Annotated in this window: 16 protein-coding genes and 1 tRNA gene; 10 read left to right on the top strand and 7 right to left on the bottom strand. The window is 51.7% G+C overall.

The window, feature by feature from the left end; all coding sequences use genetic code 11:
* Positions 1 to 3: 3 nt before the first annotated feature.
* Positions 4 to 762 (bottom strand): sterol desaturase family protein, encoded by a 759-nt coding sequence (locus AC286M_RS35020; RefSeq protein ID WP_488208798.1) that lies wholly within the window; start codon positions 760 to 762, stop codon positions 4 to 6.
* Between the two features lie 27 nt (positions 763 to 789).
* On the bottom strand, positions 790 to 1197 hold the full coding sequence (locus tag AC286M_RS35015; protein WP_488208797.1) for an Npun_F0494 family protein: 408 nt from the start codon (positions 1195 to 1197) through the stop codon (positions 790 to 792).
* A gap of 885 nt (positions 1198 to 2082) precedes the next feature.
* On the opposite strand from AC286M_RS35015, the gene AC286M_RS35010 reads away from it, so the two are divergent.
* The 8 genes from AC286M_RS35010 (at position 2083) to AC286M_RS34975 (ending at position 10367) form a co-directional block, all read left to right on the top strand.
* Complete coding sequence (locus AC286M_RS35010) at positions 2083 to 3258, top strand: agmatinase family protein (protein ID WP_488208796.1); 1176 nt, start codon at positions 2083 to 2085, stop codon at positions 3256 to 3258.
* Positions 3259 to 3268: 10 nt separating this feature from the next.
* On the top strand, positions 3269 to 3637 hold the full coding sequence (gene hypA, locus AC286M_RS35005) for a hydrogenase maturation nickel metallochaperone HypA (protein ID WP_488208795.1): 369 nt from the start codon (positions 3269 to 3271) through the stop codon (positions 3635 to 3637).
* Between the two features lie 83 nt (positions 3638 to 3720).
* Entirely contained in the window at positions 3721 to 4413 is a 693-nt protein-coding gene (gene hypB / locus AC286M_RS35000; protein ID WP_488208794.1) for a hydrogenase nickel incorporation protein HypB, read from the top strand.
* 111 nt (positions 4414 to 4524) lie between these two features.
* Positions 4525 to 5571, top strand: a complete 1047-nt coding sequence (locus AC286M_RS34995) for an ABC transporter substrate-binding protein (protein ID WP_488208793.1) — start codon at positions 4525 to 4527, stop codon at positions 5569 to 5571.
* A 177-nt stretch (positions 5572 to 5748) separates the two neighbouring features.
* On the top strand, positions 5749 to 6588 hold the full coding sequence (locus tag AC286M_RS34990) for an ABC transporter permease (RefSeq protein WP_488208792.1): 840 nt from the start codon (positions 5749 to 5751) through the stop codon (positions 6586 to 6588).
* 151 nt (positions 6589 to 6739) lie between these two features.
* Positions 6740 to 7513 (top strand): ABC transporter ATP-binding protein, encoded by a 774-nt coding sequence (locus AC286M_RS34985; RefSeq protein WP_488208791.1) that lies wholly within the window; start codon positions 6740 to 6742, stop codon positions 7511 to 7513.
* 344 nt (positions 7514 to 7857) lie between these two features.
* Positions 7858 to 9075: an IS256 family transposase gene (locus AC286M_RS34980; protein WP_488202914.1), complete on the top strand. Its 1218-nt coding sequence runs from the start codon at positions 7858 to 7860 to the stop codon at positions 9073 to 9075.
* Between the two features lie 29 nt (positions 9076 to 9104).
* Entirely contained in the window at positions 9105 to 10367 is a 1263-nt protein-coding gene (locus AC286M_RS34975) for an aromatic ring-hydroxylating oxygenase subunit alpha (protein WP_488208882.1), read from the top strand.
* Here the strand turns inward: AC286M_RS34975 and AC286M_RS34970 are convergent.
* The 3 genes from AC286M_RS34970 to AC286M_RS34960 form a co-directional block, all read right to left on the bottom strand.
* The gene (locus AC286M_RS34970) at positions 10364 to 11260 is read right to left on the bottom strand and encodes an alpha/beta fold hydrolase (RefSeq protein WP_488208790.1); all 897 of its coding nucleotides are present in this window, start codon (positions 11258 to 11260) and stop codon (positions 10364 to 10366) included. The genes AC286M_RS34975 and AC286M_RS34970 overlap by 4 nt on opposite strands.
* Positions 11261 to 11408: 148 nt before the next feature.
* Positions 11409 to 12233, bottom strand: a complete 825-nt coding sequence (locus AC286M_RS34965; protein WP_488208789.1) for an inositol monophosphatase family protein — start codon at positions 12231 to 12233, stop codon at positions 11409 to 11411.
* A 130-nt stretch (positions 12234 to 12363) separates the two neighbouring features.
* Positions 12364 to 12750: a 2Fe-2S iron-sulfur cluster-binding protein gene (locus AC286M_RS34960; RefSeq protein ID WP_488208788.1), complete on the bottom strand. Its 387-nt coding sequence runs from the start codon at positions 12748 to 12750 to the stop codon at positions 12364 to 12366.
* Between the two features lie 201 nt (positions 12751 to 12951).
* Between AC286M_RS34960 and AC286M_RS34955 the strand changes: the two genes are divergently transcribed.
* Positions 12952 to 13038: transfer RNA gene (locus tag AC286M_RS34955), tRNA-Ser, on the top strand.
* A 61-nt stretch (positions 13039 to 13099) separates the two neighbouring features.
* Here AC286M_RS34955 and AC286M_RS34950 read toward each other — a convergent pair.
* Complete coding sequence (locus AC286M_RS34950) at positions 13100 to 14035, bottom strand: M28 family peptidase (protein WP_488208787.1); 936 nt, start codon at positions 14033 to 14035, stop codon at positions 13100 to 13102.
* Between the two features lie 545 nt (positions 14036 to 14580).
* Here AC286M_RS34950 and AC286M_RS34945 point away from each other — a divergent pair.
* Positions 14581 to 15765, top strand: a complete 1185-nt coding sequence (locus tag AC286M_RS34945) for a septal ring lytic transglycosylase RlpA family protein (RefSeq protein WP_488208786.1) — start codon at positions 14581 to 14583, stop codon at positions 15763 to 15765.
* A 117-nt stretch (positions 15766 to 15882) separates the two neighbouring features.
* Here AC286M_RS34945 and AC286M_RS34940 read toward each other — a convergent pair whose 3' ends face one another.
* The gene (locus AC286M_RS34940; protein WP_488208785.1) at positions 15883 to 16479 is read right to left on the bottom strand and encodes a sulfite oxidase-like oxidoreductase; all 597 of its coding nucleotides are present in this window, start codon (positions 16477 to 16479) and stop codon (positions 15883 to 15885) included.
* Between the last annotated feature and the right edge of the window lie 21 nt (positions 16480 to 16500).

The raw sequence follows: 16500 nt of genomic DNA, 5'->3' as shown, positions 1-16500 counted from the left end.
ACGCTATAGCGGTAGTAGAAGCTGGCGTATTAAGCCGATCTTCAACGGTATACCTAAGCTATCTGCTAGAGGAACCTGCAATTCTCTATGCGGCGGCAAAGCCGAACGTATTTCCTCACAAGCCGTCCTATGCAACCAATCCCAAACTTTCAAGTTTGCCCCAAAGTTCGTCCCACAAAAGTCTCGATGGTGATGTGTCGCATGGTCAATCGGCAAAATCAGCAACGGCGATAACCAGCGACTGATCCAATTCGGCAAATGCGCCTCACTGTGTCGCCATAAATCCAGCGCATTCGACAGGCCAACGCCGATCACGTACCAAGTTGGGTCAGCCAGCCAGAAAATAAACAGCGCATGTACCCACAAATACACAATGAAAAAGCTGCTCCACAGCGTATTACGTGACGTACCCAGCACATCCATATCCGTCACCGTGTGGTGAACCCGATGAATGAACCAGAGCGATCGCAAATGCAGCAACCGATGATTCCAGTAATATAAATAGTCCACCGCCACAAAACTGAGCAAAAACGCCAGCACAGGATGCAGCGATAGCGTCGCTTGAGCCGACGGCATCAACCAGCCATACAGCCGCATCACCAGCACAATTTGTAGCCAAGGAATAATTAGCCCCTGTACCCACAAACCACTGATATCCAGAATCCAGCTTTCACGCGATTTTTGCCGTAAGCGAAGTTGCGATCGCGGATTGATCACCGTGAAGCCCAGCAGTCCAATAAACGCAACAAACGTAATTAGCAAAGTTCAAGGAGCGAGACTACTCCTTTACTATGACAACCAACTAGGCCGCCGAAACCAGCGATTCAGCCAATTTAATAGCTGGTCAAGCCAGGAAGCCGATAGAGACTTGTCCCCTTGCTGTTCCCAACGCCGCACCAGCTGCCGTCCCAGGGGAGTGAGCCGGAAGCTGTCGGTTAAGCCCTGACCATCAACTTCGCGCCGCAGCAGGCCAACTTGAATCAGCCATAGCAGTTCATTTTCGGCCACTAGTTCGGGCAAAGCGCGAGTGGTGTAGCCATTGCGGACACCTCGCTCAGATGCGATCGCACGTAGCTCCACGCTTTGCCACTGAATTGTTGCAAAAAGCTGAGGTCGAAACGGGCTACAGCGCACCGCTCGCTCAGCACGAGCCAACGTAGAGGGTGGGTACTGAATGGTTTGAGGAGTCGAAGACATCGTAGGCAACTGTAACGAATTGGGAATTGATGCGTTAGCGGTACTTGTTTAGCGTAGCTGTACGATCCCCCGCTGTCGCCGCCCCCTTAAAAAGTAGGGCTGATTCTCTAGCAGAATAATAATTCTGTAACTCCCAATTTATGGTTCTTTGCCAAAACGGGTTGAACGAGGAAATAGGACTTACGAGCATTTTCTTTTTTTAGAGAATCAGCCCTACCCTTAAAAAGGGGGCTAATTCACGAGCTGCCTCAAAGTTCCCCCTTTTTAAGGGGGATTTAAGGGGGATCTGTACAAAGTGCCATGCTAAACAAGTACCGTTAGCGCCTAACGCATCCTAAATACTTAAAGTTTTGCTTAATTAACTATTGTAACGAAAGATGGCGAGTGCCGAAAAACTGGCTGTTTCTGTCCACATCAAGCGTTTGAGCTGAACTATTTCCGCTTTTTGTATCAGAAGCTACCCCTGCCTCAGCGGCGGATTGGTATTCCTTGGACTAGACAACTCAAACTCTTTAATTCATCCAAAATTGCTTCTAGGGTTCCGGCTTTAGCCATGTCTCATGCAAGTTCCAGTTATGAAATCCAAGACTATCGCTTGGTCTGATTAACGGATTTGCAAGATATAGCCATCGCGTCTGGTTCAAGAGGGGCAGCCAAGTCATAACACCATTTAAGTGCTATTAGATGGAAAACATGCTTGGTCACACGGCGGGACAAAAGCCCGGGAGAAACAGCAGCAAGGTTAGCAGCTTTGTTTGCGTTTCCCCGGTTTTTTTGTAGCTAATTTTTGTTGATTGAATGGGAATCTGGGGCAAAATTTTCGCTCGCTATTGCTGGCATTGACCTATAACAGATTCGACCCAATTTATTTAGGTGCCTGAGTTCATGACTGACGAATCATTGTTTCAAAATCCAGGGGATACCGAAGCTCAACGAGCCTTACAAAAAGAAACCCAGCTGCCGATGACGGGCTGGCAGCAGGAAGTGTCCAAAGGCTTAGAGTATGGTCTGGAAGCGGCTGAGAGCATCCGCGATCGCACAATTTCCACTTTTTCACGGGGCGAACTGCCGCACTTTGCGGGCATCAACACCTTTTTGAAAGCGCCCTATCTGGAAGACGTGCGGCAGGTGGGCGAGTACGATGTCGCGATTGTGGGGGTGCCCCACGATTCAGGTACCACCTACCGACCCGGTACGCGGTTTGGGCCGCAGGGCATTCGGCGGATTTCAGCCTTGTATACGCCCTACAACTTTGAGCTAGGCGTGGATCTGCGGGAGCAAATTACCCTGTGCGACGTGGGCGATATCTTCACCATTCCGGCCAACAACGAAAAGTCGTTCGACCAAATTTCCAAAGGCATTTCCCATATTTTCAGCTCCGGCGCATTCCCCATCATTCTGGGCGGCGACCACTCCATCGGTTTCCCCACGGTGCGGGGCGTTTGCCGTCACCTAGGCGACAAGAAAATTGGCATTATCCACTTTGATCGCCACGTGGATACACAGGAAACGGACTTGGACGAGCGGATGCACACCTGTCCCTGGTTCCATGCGACCAACATGGCCAATGCGCCTGCAAAGAACCTAGTACAGCTCGGGATTGGTGGCTGGCAAGTGCCTCGCCCAGGCGTGAAAGTCTGCCGAGAGCGCAGCACCAATATCCTGACCGTCACCGATATTACAGAAATGGGGCTAGATGCCGCCGTAGATTTTGCCTTAGAGCGAGCGCTAGATGGTACAGACTGCGTGTGGATTAGCTTCGATATTGACTGTATTGATGCCGGATTCGTCCCTGGGACGGGCTGGCCAGAACCCGGTGGCCTGCTGCCGCGCGAGGCACTGTATCTACTGGGCAAAATTGTGCAAAAAGCTCCTGTTTGCGGCCTCGAAGTCGTAGAAGTGTCCCCACCCTACGATGTCAGCGACATGACCTCGCTAATGGCGACCCGCGTGATTTGCGACACGATGGCGCATTTGGTGCTGTCCGGTCAGCTACCGCGCAACGGCAAACCTGACTACATCCATGAGGAAGCGCAAGTTGTCGATGAACCGTGGCAGTAGGAGGTGACCCATGCATGAAGTTGATATGACCAAAGCGCTGATTATCACCCTGCGCGACTGGTGGGAGTCGCAAGCGGAGCAGCAGCCCATTGCGAAGGTGCATCTGGTCGTGGGGCAGTTTACCTGCGTGGAACCCGCTGGTCTCCAGTTTGCCTTTGATGCCCAAACGCGCGGCACGTTTTTAGACGGAGCCGAATTAGTGATTCAAGATGTGCCACTGATTGCCTATTGTCATCCCTGCCAGCAGGAGTATCAGCCCGAAATTGGCCTGCGCTACGCTTGCCCCGACTGCGGCAGCCCGATGGAAGATATCCGTTCGGGCCGTGAGCTGAAAATTGATCGGGTGGAATATGCCACTGCTGCGAGCTATTCGCCGTAATCACTCACTTAAGCCATTTCAGCCTCACCAAGACCGTATTTTGTCCAATTTTCCGAAATCAACACCGTTAACGCTGTATTCTTATGCATCAAACCGTAGACGCCGCTCTGGGAATTAATCTGCTCCACGCGAATCAGGAAGGAGCCGATCACAACCGCGAACATTTCGACGAGTGGGGCATCACCTGCTTCAACGTCATGAGCAGCCCAGGGGCAGGCAAAACTGCACTGCTAGAGCGCACCATTGCTAAGCTGAGCGCTGATTTAAAGATTGCCGTGATTGAAGGCGATATGACCACAGAGCTGGATGCCGAGCGCATCCGGCAGCATGGTGTACCCGTGATTGCGATCAACACCGGGCGCTCCTGCCATCTCGATTCCAAGATGGTGGCGGGCGGCATTCATCAGCTCAGTCACCAGTACGACCCCAATCAGTTTGACCTGGTGCTGGTGGAAAACGTGGGCAATCTTGTGTGCCCAGCAGAGTTTGAAGTGGGCGAACACGCCAAGGTCGCACTCCTGAGCGTCACAGAAGGAGAGGACAAACCGCTGAAATATCCGGTGATGTTCCAAGAAGCTAACTGTCTGCTGATCACCAAAATTGATCTCGCGCCTTACCTAGACGTGGACTTGGCCCAAATTGAAGCCAACGTGCGTCAGATGAATCCCCACTGCGCGATTATCCCGGTTTCCGCCAAAACAGGCGAAGGGTTAGATAGCTGGTACGACTGGGTGCGATCGCACCTGGTTCACCAAACTGAACCTGCCTTGATTTGATTTTGTATTTTGGATTGCCGATTTTTGGATTGGGTTCAAAGGTGGATTGGCTGTTGTGGGTGACCTGTTGCGTGTTCTCTGTGATTGAAGTTTTGTTTTTGAGGAAAGTTGATGAAGTTACGCAGACTCCTTTCGCTTTGCGTCATGTTTGTGCTGGCAACTGCGATCGCAGTTGGCTGTACACCCAGAAACCAAGAGACGAGCGAATCGCCCGATGCAGTGGCTCCCGCTCCTGCCGGAGAAACGATTGTAATTGGGTATAGCAACTGGGCGGGCTGGTGGCCGTGGGCAATCGCGGAAGAGGAAGGGCTATTTGAGCAAAACGGAGCCAATGTGGAGCTGAAGTGGTTCGACGGCTATCTGGCGTCAATGGAAGCTTTGGCTGCTGGTCAGCTTGACGGCAACTGTCAAACGCTGAACGACACCATTTCCTTTGCCGCTGACGCCGTGAATGGCGAGGTTGTTGTCTTGGTGAACGACAACTCCGCTGGCAACGACAAGATTATCGTCACGGAAGACATCAATTCGATTCAGGACTTGGCAGGCAAAAAAGTGGCCGTGGAAGCAGGCGTCGTCGATGATTTTTTGCTGACGCTGGCCCTGGAAGAGAATGGTATGTCCCGTGATGATGTGGAAATTGTTGATCTAGAAACGGGCGCTGCTGCTGCCGCCTTTGCCGCTGGCCAAGTGGATGCCGTAGGTGCGTTTCCTCCCTTTTGGCTGACGGCGCTGAAGCGAGAAGGTAGCAAAGAATTGCTGTCGTCCGCAGAATATCCGGGAGCGATTCCTGACCTACTCGTGTTGACTCAAACGCTAGTTGACGAGAGGCCTGATCAAGCGCAAGCAATGGTCAATACCTGGTTCGATATTCTCGCCTTTATGGAAGAGAATCCCGAACGGGCCGACGAAATCATGGCTGCCCGCGCCAATGTCTCGATTGAAGAGCTGCAAATGCTGAAAGAAGGCACCAGGATGTTCACACTTGAGGACAACCTAGAGGCTTTTAGCGATGGCGATGACATGACGCACATGCCCTACGCTGCTCAAGAAATGGCCAATTTCATGGTGGACGTTGGTTTTATTCCCGAAGCACCTGATTTGGCCACCCTGTTTGATAGCCGTTTTGTTGAAGCGTACGCCGCGACGCAGGCAGGTTAGGTGATGCCCGTTTAGGTTACGTAGGGGCGAATGGCCATTCGCCCCTACCAGATTTACCGGCGATACCCACCATATTTTATTTTCAAATGTTAATTGCCTATTGATTCCACTGTCTGAGGGCGAAAGGCATTTCGCCCCTACCCAGCTTCCTCGCACACTTATTTTTAATTTTTAAGCATGAATCCTGACTTTAGCCCTGCTGAACCCTTGAGCGTACCTGCCGGACAGCTCAAGCCCACCGTTTTTTGGCGGATTGCAGAACGTATCCCAACCTCTCTGAGTTGGCTACTGATGACGTTGTCCGTTGCGATTCCGCTAACCGCATGGTGGGCACTGACCGCTTTGACTGAAATTGATTCAGTCTTTCTGCCCAGTCCCGCTGATGTCGTTGCCGCCCTCGTTGGTCTTTGGGAACGAGGATTTCTCCTACAGGACATTGGTGCCAGCTTTTCCCGTGTCAGCATTGGCTTTTTGCTGTCGGCCATCATCGCTACACCGATTGGCATTGCAATGGGAGCCTTTGCTAGTGTGCGATCGCTGTTTGAACCGATCAGCGGCATCCTGCGCTACATGCCTGCGCCCGCGTTTATTCCGTTACTGATCATCTACCTGGGCATTGGTGAAGCCCCCAAGATCGCGCTGATTTTTATTGGCACATTGTTTTTCAACATCCTGATGATTATGGATGCGGTCAAGTTCGTGCCCAAAGACCTGATTGAATCCACCTACACTCTCGGCGGCAGACGGTCTCAGGTGTTGTTTCAAGTGATTACGCCATACGTGGTGCCCAGCATCATTGACGCCTTCCGGATCAACATCGCCACATCTTGGAACCTGGTGGTCGTAGCGGAACTGCTCGCCGCCGAAGTTGGCCTCGGTAAGCGCATTGTGCTCGCTCAGAAGTTCCTCAACACCGATGAGATTTTTGCCTGCTTGATTGTGCTGGGGCTGATTGGTTTTGGCCTAGATCTCTTCTTTCGTCAGCTCTTGAAATTTACCTGTAAATGGGCATTTTGAGCTAGTCATCAATTTTGTAGGTTGGGTTGAGTGATAACGAAACCCAACAAGCCCTGAAAATGTTGGGTTGAGCAACGCGAAATCCAACCTACGAGACTCACCGAATTGATATAAATTCCGCTCCTATTTTGTTTAGTATTTTGAATCGATTATGCACCTCGAAATTAACCACCTCTATAAGCAGTTTCCCGTTCATAACGGCACCCTAGTAGCGCTGAAGGACATTAACCTTCATGTGGAAACGGGCGAATTTGTCTGCGTTGTTGGCGCATCCGGCTCCGGTAAATCCACCCTGCTACGCTTGGTGGCCGGACTCGATCAGCCTACCTCCGGCGAAATCATCGTCGATGGCCAACCCGTAATTGGCCCAGGAGCCGACCGAGGCATGGTGTTCCAAAGCTACACCCTTTATCCCTGGATGACCGTCCAGAAAAACGTCGAATTTGGCCTCAAACTGCAAGGCATCGATAAAGCCGAACGTCGCCAACGCGCCTCCTACTATCTCAATGTCGTCGGCCTGACTCAATTTGCCGGTTCTCTACCCAAAGAACTTTCTGGCGGCATGAAACAGCGAGTTGCGATCGCACGTGCTCTGGCCTGCCAGCCCAAAATTTTGCTGATGGATGAACCCTTCGGGGCATTGGATGTACAAACTAAAGAATCCATGCAGGAGTTTTTGCTCGACCTCTGGCGACAAACAGGCACCAGCATTTTAATGATTACCCACGATGTCGAAGAAGCGGTGTTTCTTTCTCAGCGGATCTATGTGCTGTCGGCTCGTCCGGGGACGGTGCAGCAAGAGTTGGAGATAGATTTACCGTGCGATCGCACTTATCACGTTAAGCGATTATCGAAGTTTCATACGTATCGGGAGGAAATTATGGATTTGCTGAGGGGAAGGGAAGTTGCCAAAGTGAAGGGTTAGGGATTGTTTGCGATCGATAGTTGAGTTGTCGCGAAAACCCCGTTTGTGGGGGCGGCTTGCCCCCACGCCCCCGCTGGAGGACGGTTGCGTCCCCCAGACCCCCTCCAAAAAAGCTAACTTGTTGAGTCGCAATAGATACCTGTTGGGATTATTGGGCTTGGCGGAACGCCAAACCTCACAAGCCTTCACAGGTAACGCCCGATCACTCCAGCAAAGCGAAGCGCTGTAACACGACCCACCGATCAACTCGTCCGGGGGGGCCTGGGGCGTGGGATTGTAAATTAGATTGTGTCAAAGGTCAGAGATGAGATCTAATGAACTATTGAACCTAAGAGACTCGTACTATGACTTTTCGACCTGAACTCCTGGATGAATTGCTTAAAGGCTATCAGAATCCCGAAGACCTGCTGGGGGATGGAGGGATTCTTAAGCAGCTCACGGCGGCTTTGGTGGAACGCTGCTTGAATGCGGAAATGAAAACCCATCTGGACGAGCAACAGGCGGAGCCTGAAAGCGACGTCAAGCCAACTCGTAACCGCCGCAACGGCCACAGCAAGAAGACCATCAAAGGGGAGTTTGGAGAAGCTCAAATCAATGTTCCCCGTGACCGCAACAGTGAGTTTGAACCCATCATCGTCAAGAAGGGGCAGACCCGCTTCGAGGGCTTTGATGACAAGATCTTGTCCCTCTATGCCAGGGGCATGAGTACCCGTGACATTCAGGCTCAACTGCAAGACCTGTATGGCGTTGAGGTCTCAGCCGGGCTGATCTCGAACGTCACGGATGCGGTTGAAACGGAGCGTAAAATTTGGCAAAATCGCGCGCTCGACCCGGTTTATCCCATCGTCTATTTTGATGCCATCGTGGTCAAAGTCAGACAAGACGGGCGGGTGATCAACAAAGCGATTCACTTGGCGCTTGGGGTTAACTTGTCTGGCACCAAAGAACTCTTGGGGATGTGGATGACCCAGAACGAGTCTGCCAAATTTTGGCTTCAAGTGCTCACAGAGCTGCAAAATAGGGGTCTCAAAGACATCTTCATCGCTTGCTGTGATGGCCTCACTGGCTTTCCCGATGCCATTGAAGCGGTCTTTGCTCAAACCCAGGTGCAGTTGTGCATTGTTCACATGGTACGAAATTCACTCCGCTATGTGTCCTACAAAGACCGTAAGGCGGTTGCAGCAGACCTCAAGCTGATTTACACGGCCAGCACTGAGACTGAAGCAGAGCAGCGCTTAGTTGAGTTTGCCGAGCAGTGGGACCAGCAATATCCAACCATTAGCAGGTCTTGGCTTCATCATTGGCAGCGGATTATTCCCTTCTTTGCTTTTTCACCGGAGATTCGTAAAGCAATCTATACGACCAATGCGATTGAATCGATGAATATGACTCTTAGAAAGGTGATTAAAAACCACCGAGCTTTTCCAACCGATGAATCTGCCCTAAAAGTTATCTACTTGGCAATTCAAAATATTGCCAAAAAGTGGACCATGCCCATTCGCGACTGGAAACCCGCTCTCAACCGCTTCGCGATTGAATTCAGCGATCGCTTTCCAACTTGAGTTTTTACCTTTGACACAATCTATTTGACATACCCTGGGGCGTCGGAACGCACCAGTGGGGGAGTCTGAGGGGGCTAGTCCCCTCAGAACCAACCTCTAACACCCAACTAACATCTTCCAACCAACATCTCCCAACTAAACCCTCCCCAACACCACTTCCCAATGCCAACCTTCCTCCTTCCCCCCACCTCTACACCTCCCCCACCATCCCACCCCTCGAACAAACCCACATCTTCCATCGCACCTGGCTCTACATCGGCGACAGCCAGCACCTCACCCCCGGCACCGTTCAAAAGATCGACATTGCCAACCGCAGCATCCTGTTGGTCAGAACCCAATCCGGCGATCTGCGTGCCTACCACAACGTCTGCCCGCACCGCGCTGCCGCCTTCTGCCAGTCCAGCACTCCCCAACCGGCCAAGCACCTCGTCTGCCCTTATCACGCCTGGGTTTACTCCCTAGACGGCGAACTGATTGGCACCGCCGCGCAGCAGCAGTTTCCAGCAGACTTTTGCTTAGCCGACTATTCCCTTCACACCGTTCGACTGGAAACCTGGGCCGATTTTGCCTTCATCAGCTTTGATGCCGACGCACCGCCTCTGGCCGAGTTCTTATCACCCATACCAGAAACCATTCAGGGCTATCGCACCGCCGACACTCAACCCCTCATTCGCAAAACTTACACCGTCGCCTGCAACTGGAAGGTCTATCACGACAACACCCTGTGCGACTATCACGTTGCCGTGACCCATCGCCACACGCTGCATAGAATCCAAGGCCCAGTGAAGCAGTACGAACATCAGTTTGACCGCTTCGTGAATTATCTATACACGCCGACGACACCCCGCTGGCGAGCCGAGAATTCAACGTTGGAGTACTTGTGCGATCGCAACCGTCTCGGCTTTTTCACCTTCGGCATCTTCCCCAATCTGCACCTGCTGGCACTCCCAAACGGCATCCTGGCTTGGATACGAATTGATCCAGTCACGGTGAACACCTGCACCATTCACCTGGAAGTCTATGGCATCCCTGCTCTCAGTTCACCCGTCGATCAGCTTCTAGACGAGTTCGAAACCTTCATGGCTGAAGACATGGCCATCACCGAACAGGTGCAGCGGGGTTATGCCAGCGGCGTCTACACACCTGGCCCCGTTCATCCCCTAGAGGCACGGATTCTGCATCAGCAGGAAATCATCGATAAATTCTTGAATGCCGCTGGATCTGCCAACAAAGCGTATTCTCCCTTGCCCCTGATCCACCATCACAGTAACCAAACAAGCAGCGCAACTTAAACCGTCAATCCCTGCCGCTGAAACTCTAGAATTGGCTGAGCCGTCTCTTGAGGCTTCTCCAGATGCGGCACATGGCCACAGTTGGGAATCCAGACCAGTTTGCTATTGGCCACCGTCTTCTCAAACTTGTGGGCGTCTTTCGTGCCGAGGATGCGATCGCGTTCTCCCCAAATAATCAGCGTGTCTTGAGAAATTCGGGCAATTTTGTCGCTGAGGAAGTTGTAGCCGCCGCTCTTGGTAAACGAAATCAGCGCCTTGGCCCAGTTGGGATGCTCCAAATGCAGTGCCGCACAGATGCGGGCATCTTCCGTGGCAAAAGCGCGATCGCAGTAGGCATTCTCGCTAATCTTTTGCCGCACCCAGGCACTGGCTAAGAAATTGGTCGCCCAGCGATCCAGTGGTGGGAACATCAGCTTACCCATCGCCGGCCCAGCCGCAAAGCCTGCACTATCCAGCAGCACCAGTTGCGCCACGCATTCGGGATAGGTCAGCGCAAAATCAATTGCCGCCGCTCCGCCCATTGATGCCCCTACCAGTACTATCGGACGCTTGATTAACGTTTGCCAAAACGCATGCAGATGGAGCTTAATGGCCTCCGGCGAATACTCGACATCCGCAGGCCGATCGGTAAAGCCAAAGCCCAGAATGTCCACCGCCCAAGTTTCCGCCTCCGTCGCCAACAGCGGCAGCAATCGCCGAAACTCCAGCAGCGAACTGTCAAACCCCGCAATTAGCACAATTGGCGTGTCCGACTGGCCCTGCTTGACGTAGGCCGTTTCGATCGGTTGCTCCGAAAGCGGAGTGGGAATCTGCGATCGCACCATGTTTTTCATCATGGCAATCGAGGTCGATTCGGTCAGATTTTCAGTCAGAGTCGGAGTAAAGCGCGCCATTCGTTCCAAACAATCTCTACAGGCCCAGTTCTTTACATTGTGAAACAAGATGGAGCGTTGTAGGGCGATGTTGGCTGTCAAATAGCCGATTTCCATCAAAAATTGAACATCTCAATCAATTGATTGGGCGTGGGCTGGGATGAATCAATCAAAATCGCTCTAGTGGTTGTACCTGCTGTAAGACATCCTGCATGGCTGGGTGCAAATGACCGTTAGAAGCCAAAATGCGTCCCGATTGAATATCAAAGGGACTGCCATCATACGCCGTCACTTGACCACTCGCTTCTTCCACAATCACAACCCCTGCCGCCAAATCCCACGGCGACAGACCTCGCTCCCAGTAGCCATCCAGCCGACCGCAGGCCACATAGGCCAAGTCAATCGAGGCCGAACCGCCCCGCCGCACACCCTGCGTCAGATGGGTAAAGCGGCAAAACTCAGCGTAGTTATTGTCGTTCGTTTCCCGCCGATCGTAGGCAAATCCAGTTACCAGCAGGCTATCTTTTAGATCTGCTGTTTGCGATACCTGAATGGAGCGGCGGTTGCGGGTTGCGCCGAGTCCTTTGGCGGCCCGAAACAGCTCGCGGTGGAACGGGTCGTAAATGGCTCCCACCGCAGGCACTCCATTAATTAATAAGCCAACGGATGTAGAGGAAAAGGGATATTGGTGGGCATAGTTTGTGGTGCCGTCGAGGGGATCAATCGCCCAGAGCAGCGGTGCGGCTTGGTCACCCAGTTTGCCTGACTCTTCCGCCAGGATGGCGTGCTCAGGGAAATGGCGCTGAATGACCGACAAAACGGCAGCTTCAGCTTCTTTATCGGCAATCGTGACCAGATCGCCTGAACGCCCTTTCTCTTCGACCGTATCCAGGTTGCCCCAGTAGGTTTCAAGTACAGCACCACCCGCCAGCGCGGCTTCAGTGGCAATATCGAGAAAAAGTTGCAGTTCAGTAGGGCTATATTGCTCAGACATAAATCTTGGGTTCAACTGATCGCCTTAGCCATCATAGTTGAACCCGATTTCTTTCCCAACGATGCGCTTCAAATCCCGTAGGGTGAGCGCCGCTCATCGAACTGTCATCAAACTGATTGAATGTGCATGTTTAATCGTCCTCTAACGGTAAGCCGAAGCGGACTTTGCCCTTACCGAAGTAGCGACCAAACTGGAGTTCGTACACTTCATCTTCGTCTTGGGTTTCAACGACCAAGTCAGAGCGGGGATAGCTGACGCACAGCAGCGCATAGCCCTGACGACGCAAGTCAGGAGATAGCCCCATGGCTTCTGGCTGTTCTAGTTCACCTGAAATAACGCGCACAGCACAGCTTGTGCAGGCTCCATTGCGGCAGGAAAAGGGCAGATTGGCTCCTTGGTTCTCAGCAGTTTGTAGAATGTAGCGATCTTCGGGGACTTGCACCGTATATTCTTCGCCGCGTTGACGATGACGAATGCGGATGGTGTGGGTGCAGGTTGCAGGTTTAGATAAAGTCATTGAGGCTGAATACCAACACAGATAACGGTCAGGTCAGCTTTGATCTTACGCAAAAGTTGTGGGGTTTGGTGCGATCGCAACAATTTCCAGCGTAAATTTCTGGGCAAAATAATGAAATAAGTTACGGTTGCCCATTTTCACGGGTACCAGAGTTTGCTAGGATAAAGTTCGCGTGTCAAACGCGACAATTAAATACCCCCTGGAGAGGTGGCCGAGTGGTTGAAGGCGCAGCACTGGAAATGCTGTTTAGGGGTAACTCTAACGAGGGTTCGAATCCCTCCCTCTCCGTTGAATGAAAGAGGGCTGTGCATGCACAGCCCTCTTTCTTATTCTTAAAGACAAAGTTGAATTAAGGCAACGTACGAATTCCTTCAAATAGTCCTAGGCAATTTTGAGTAAGGAAATCTAAATCGAGCGTGTCCAGTGTATCGCTGGGCTTGTGGTAGTTGGGATTTCGCAAGTTTGCCGTGTCGGTCACCATGATGGCCCGATCGCCGCGATCCCAGAAGGGCGAATGGTCGCTGCGGCGGGTATCCGGTACTGCCCAACCTAAGAGCGGTACAGGTAGCCAGTAGCACTGAGCTTTAGCCTGCCGCATTGCTCTGCTCAAATGGCGCAGATCGGGAATGGCGCGCAGATTGCCAATTAAACCAATAAAATCGCCCTGGTCAGGATAGAACAATTGCAGGCCAGGTGAATAAAGCGGGTAGGACTGAGAACCGGACTCTGAACTGCGGTAGCCCAGCATTTCTAGACCCAGCATGAGCCGTAGTTTTTGCCGCTGCCGTTTGAGGTGGGTAGCATAGGCCCGGCTGCCCGATAACCCATATTCCTCCATGTCGAACGCAACTAGCCGAACTGGCCAGTTACTCGGAAATTCCGTCAGCAAGCGACCCAATTCGAACAAAACCGCTACGCCGCTAGCATTATCGTCGGCACCTGGCGAACCCGGCACTGTATCGTAATGAGCGCCAATTAGAATGGGGCGATTCTGCCGCTTGCTGGGTGCGGCAGGGGAGTGCGCGTAAGCACGGGTTTCATTCTGATTTTGGTCACGGTTCGACACAGGCTGAAACGGCAAATTCACGATCCAGTTGGTGTGAGTCCGTCCCCGCACGTCGAATTCATGGGTCGTAACGGTACCCAATTGCTCAAACTGCTGCCGGATGTAACGCTGCACCCAAAAGTGATCCCCCTGGTTCAAATAAGGATTGCGATCGCGCACAATTTCAGCCAAATGCGCAGCTAAACGATGCCGAATTGAGAGTGGATCAATTTCTTTCATAAGAAATTTTAATAAGAAGGGTAATCTTTACATGAATTTCACACAAGCCAGCCTACTCTTTTCCGTAAAAACACATAAGTTGGCACCCAGGCATGATGGGTGTAACCCCTACCCCGTAAGGGATGAATCACTCACACCTCCAGAAAACTATCTTCATGGCAACTGCCCCATAGGTAGATTAACCGTCGTTTCTTAACGGGGATCATCCACCAGACAAGGGATTTGCGATGATCCCCAGTCCGTTATACTAAACCACTATACGAAATGACTTCGGATTAGTTGTTCACTACAGGGTTATTAAAATGAGCTTTTTTGAGCTTGTTTTGGTTGCATCGATCGAAAGTGACTCCGGAATCAAGCCGTATCAGCTTGATACATCCAGGGGCTCTTTAACCTCAACTTTTAATGAACAGGCAAATAATGAACAGGCAAAAACGGCTAGTTTTATTGCTGATCTTTCAACTTCCATTCCTGCTGTACTAGCGCACACCGTTTCCTCAGTTAAAACGACATCAAGCAAAGCTACATCAGCATCAGTCCAGACAATGTCTGCTGCACCAGCCGACGTCGATCCCCGTCCGGCTCATTCTCCCTCCCATTGGGATACCCTATCCGCTGTTGTTGAACTTGCTACGGAACAAACTGAACTGATTACAGGCAGGGACGTACAGTTTCAGCCTGATCAGCTAGCCAAACACTCTGAAACTTGGCTCCACTCAGCCGGAGCACACCTTATTGACTCAGCTAAAACGAGGCCTGATTCTGTTGAGAAATCCGCTTCATCTAGTGTGATCCATCAATCGCAACCCCGGTCGGCCAATCAAGATTTATTTAGTAAAAAATCAGCAGCGGATACGACAACTGACAACAAATCTGCTTCATCCGCAACCTCGCCAGCCAACCGCACGAGATCTGCAGAACGCTTCAAGCCTCATACGCTTTACACCCCAATCATCGTCAAGGCATCAAAATCATCGACCGTCGCTACAGCATCAGCACCCGCTCTTACAGAACAGTCAGAGCATGTTACGTGTGCCCATCGTTCCACGTTGCCTCAGAACTCACAGCTATTCCAGGTCTGGGTCGGAAAGCAAGTCGCACTCAATCTGATGGATGCAGAGCAGGCTGAAGCGGTTGCTCAAAAACTGCGTACCGTCTTGGCAGAGAGTACGTCGCTTGAGCCAGAACGATTTCAGCTGCGCTTGTTTCAGGATCAGCCCGCTATCTATATCAAGGATGCGCTAGATGGGGAACCACTGCTCGTTGTCACCGATGAATTAGCTCAAGCCTTTAGCAATGACAATACGCTGTTAGCGATTGACTGGCTCAACCACCTGCGCAAGATCTTTCACGGTGCACCACTGGATGTTGCTCAAATACAGGCAGACATGTATGACCTCCAAGAAACATCACGGCAGATAGAAGGTCGCGCCTCTTGGTATGGCCCCTGGTTTCATGGTCGGCTCACAGCAACCGGAGAAATATTTGACAAAGGGGAGCTGACTGCCGCCCATCCTTCTTTGCCATTTGACACCTACTTAAAAGTCACCAATCTCGAAAACAATAAGTCCTTAATTGTCCGCATTAACGATCGAGGGCCTTACATCGAGAATCGCAACCTGGACCTGTCTCATCGAGCGGCTCAATGTTTAGGCAGCGAAAAGTCCGGTGTCATTCCCTTCAAAGCTATCATCATGGATGCTCCGGTTAACATTGCAGCCGCAGAGTAATGCAACGGCGGCTAATAAGGAGATAGGAAAGAAAATCAGAGTCGGTAGGCAACGCCCATCGACTCTGATGCCACTATTCAAGTAGTCGTCAAGTAGCCATAACTAGCGACAGATACGCTAGAAGAATCGGCTACTATAGCGCTCTTCCGCCCAAGGTTCGCCGCGTCGGTGATAGCCATTGCGCTCCCAGAAGCCGAGTTCTTCGTGGTCTAAAAATTCAATGCCGTTGATCCACTTGGCGCTTTTCCATGCGTATAGGTGGGGAATGACCGTTCGCATAGGGCCACCATGCTCTGGCGGCAGCGGTTCGCCAAACAGCGTATGGGCAAAGAAGTTTTCTTCCCGCACAAAATCATCCAGTGTCAAATTGGTGGTGTATCCGCCGTAGCAGTGCTGCTGAATGTGAGTAGCTTTGGGGTCAACTTGAATCGCTTGCATGAAGTCAGTGACTTTGACTCCTGTCCATTTCACATCCAGTTTGGACCAGGTGGTAACGCAGTGAAAGTCAGCAGTGAAGTCACTCTGCGGCAGGTCAAGGAAGTCTTGCCAGGTAAATGTTCGCTCGTCTACCAGCCCCCAAATTTTGAATTCCCAAGCTTCAAATGAAATCTCCGGTGTCTGACCGTAGGTTAAGACGGGAAATCCCTTGGCGAGATGCTGGCCGGGGGGAACGCGATCGCGCTGGTCGGGTTCAGGTTTGGTGAAGAATTTCATTGCTGGAAAACTATAGCGACT

It is taken from the genome of Thainema salinarum CENA647, assembly GCF_057732415.1.
Note: the sequence above shows the minus strand (reverse complement) of the source record. Positions and strands in the feature narration are given on the sequence as shown.

Bases quoted from the DNA above. Each gene is read 5' to 3' on its own strand.
- AC286M_RS35015 (WP_488208797.1), bottom strand. From the start codon at position 1,197: ATGTCTTCGACTCCTCAAACCATTCAGTACCCACCCTCTACGTTGGCT.
- AC286M_RS35010 (WP_488208796.1), top strand. From the start codon at position 2,083: ATGACTGACGAATCATTGTTTCAAAATCCAGGGGATACCGAAGCTCAA.
- hypA (WP_488208795.1), top strand. From the start codon at position 3,269: ATGCATGAAGTTGATATGACCAAAGCGCTGATTATCACCCTGCGCGAC.
- hypB (WP_488208794.1), top strand. From the start codon at position 3,721: ATGCATCAAACCGTAGACGCCGCTCTGGGAATTAATCTGCTCCACGCG.
- AC286M_RS34995 (WP_488208793.1), top strand. From the start codon at position 4,525: ATGAAGTTACGCAGACTCCTTTCGCTTTGCGTCATGTTTGTGCTGGCA.
- AC286M_RS34990 (WP_488208792.1), top strand. From the start codon at position 5,749: ATGAATCCTGACTTTAGCCCTGCTGAACCCTTGAGCGTACCTGCCGGA.
- AC286M_RS34985 (WP_488208791.1), top strand. From the start codon at position 6,740: ATGCACCTCGAAATTAACCACCTCTATAAGCAGTTTCCCGTTCATAAC.
- AC286M_RS34980 (WP_488202914.1), top strand. From the start codon at position 7,858: ATGACTTTTCGACCTGAACTCCTGGATGAATTGCTTAAAGGCTATCAG.
- AC286M_RS34970 (WP_488208790.1), bottom strand. From the start codon at position 11,260: ATGGCGCGCTTTACTCCGACTCTGACTGAAAATCTGACCGAATCGACC.
- AC286M_RS34965 (WP_488208789.1), bottom strand. From the start codon at position 12,233: ATGTCTGAGCAATATAGCCCTACTGAACTGCAACTTTTTCTCGATATT.
- AC286M_RS34960 (WP_488208788.1), bottom strand. From the start codon at position 12,750: ATGACTTTATCTAAACCTGCAACCTGCACCCACACCATCCGCATTCGT.
- AC286M_RS34950 (WP_488208787.1), bottom strand. From the start codon at position 14,035: ATGAAAGAAATTGATCCACTCTCAATTCGGCATCGTTTAGCTGCGCAT.
- AC286M_RS34945 (WP_488208786.1), top strand. From the start codon at position 14,581: ATGTCTGCTGCACCAGCCGACGTCGATCCCCGTCCGGCTCATTCTCCC.
- AC286M_RS34940 (WP_488208785.1), bottom strand. From the start codon at position 16,479: ATGAAATTCTTCACCAAACCTGAACCCGACCAGCGCGATCGCGTTCCC.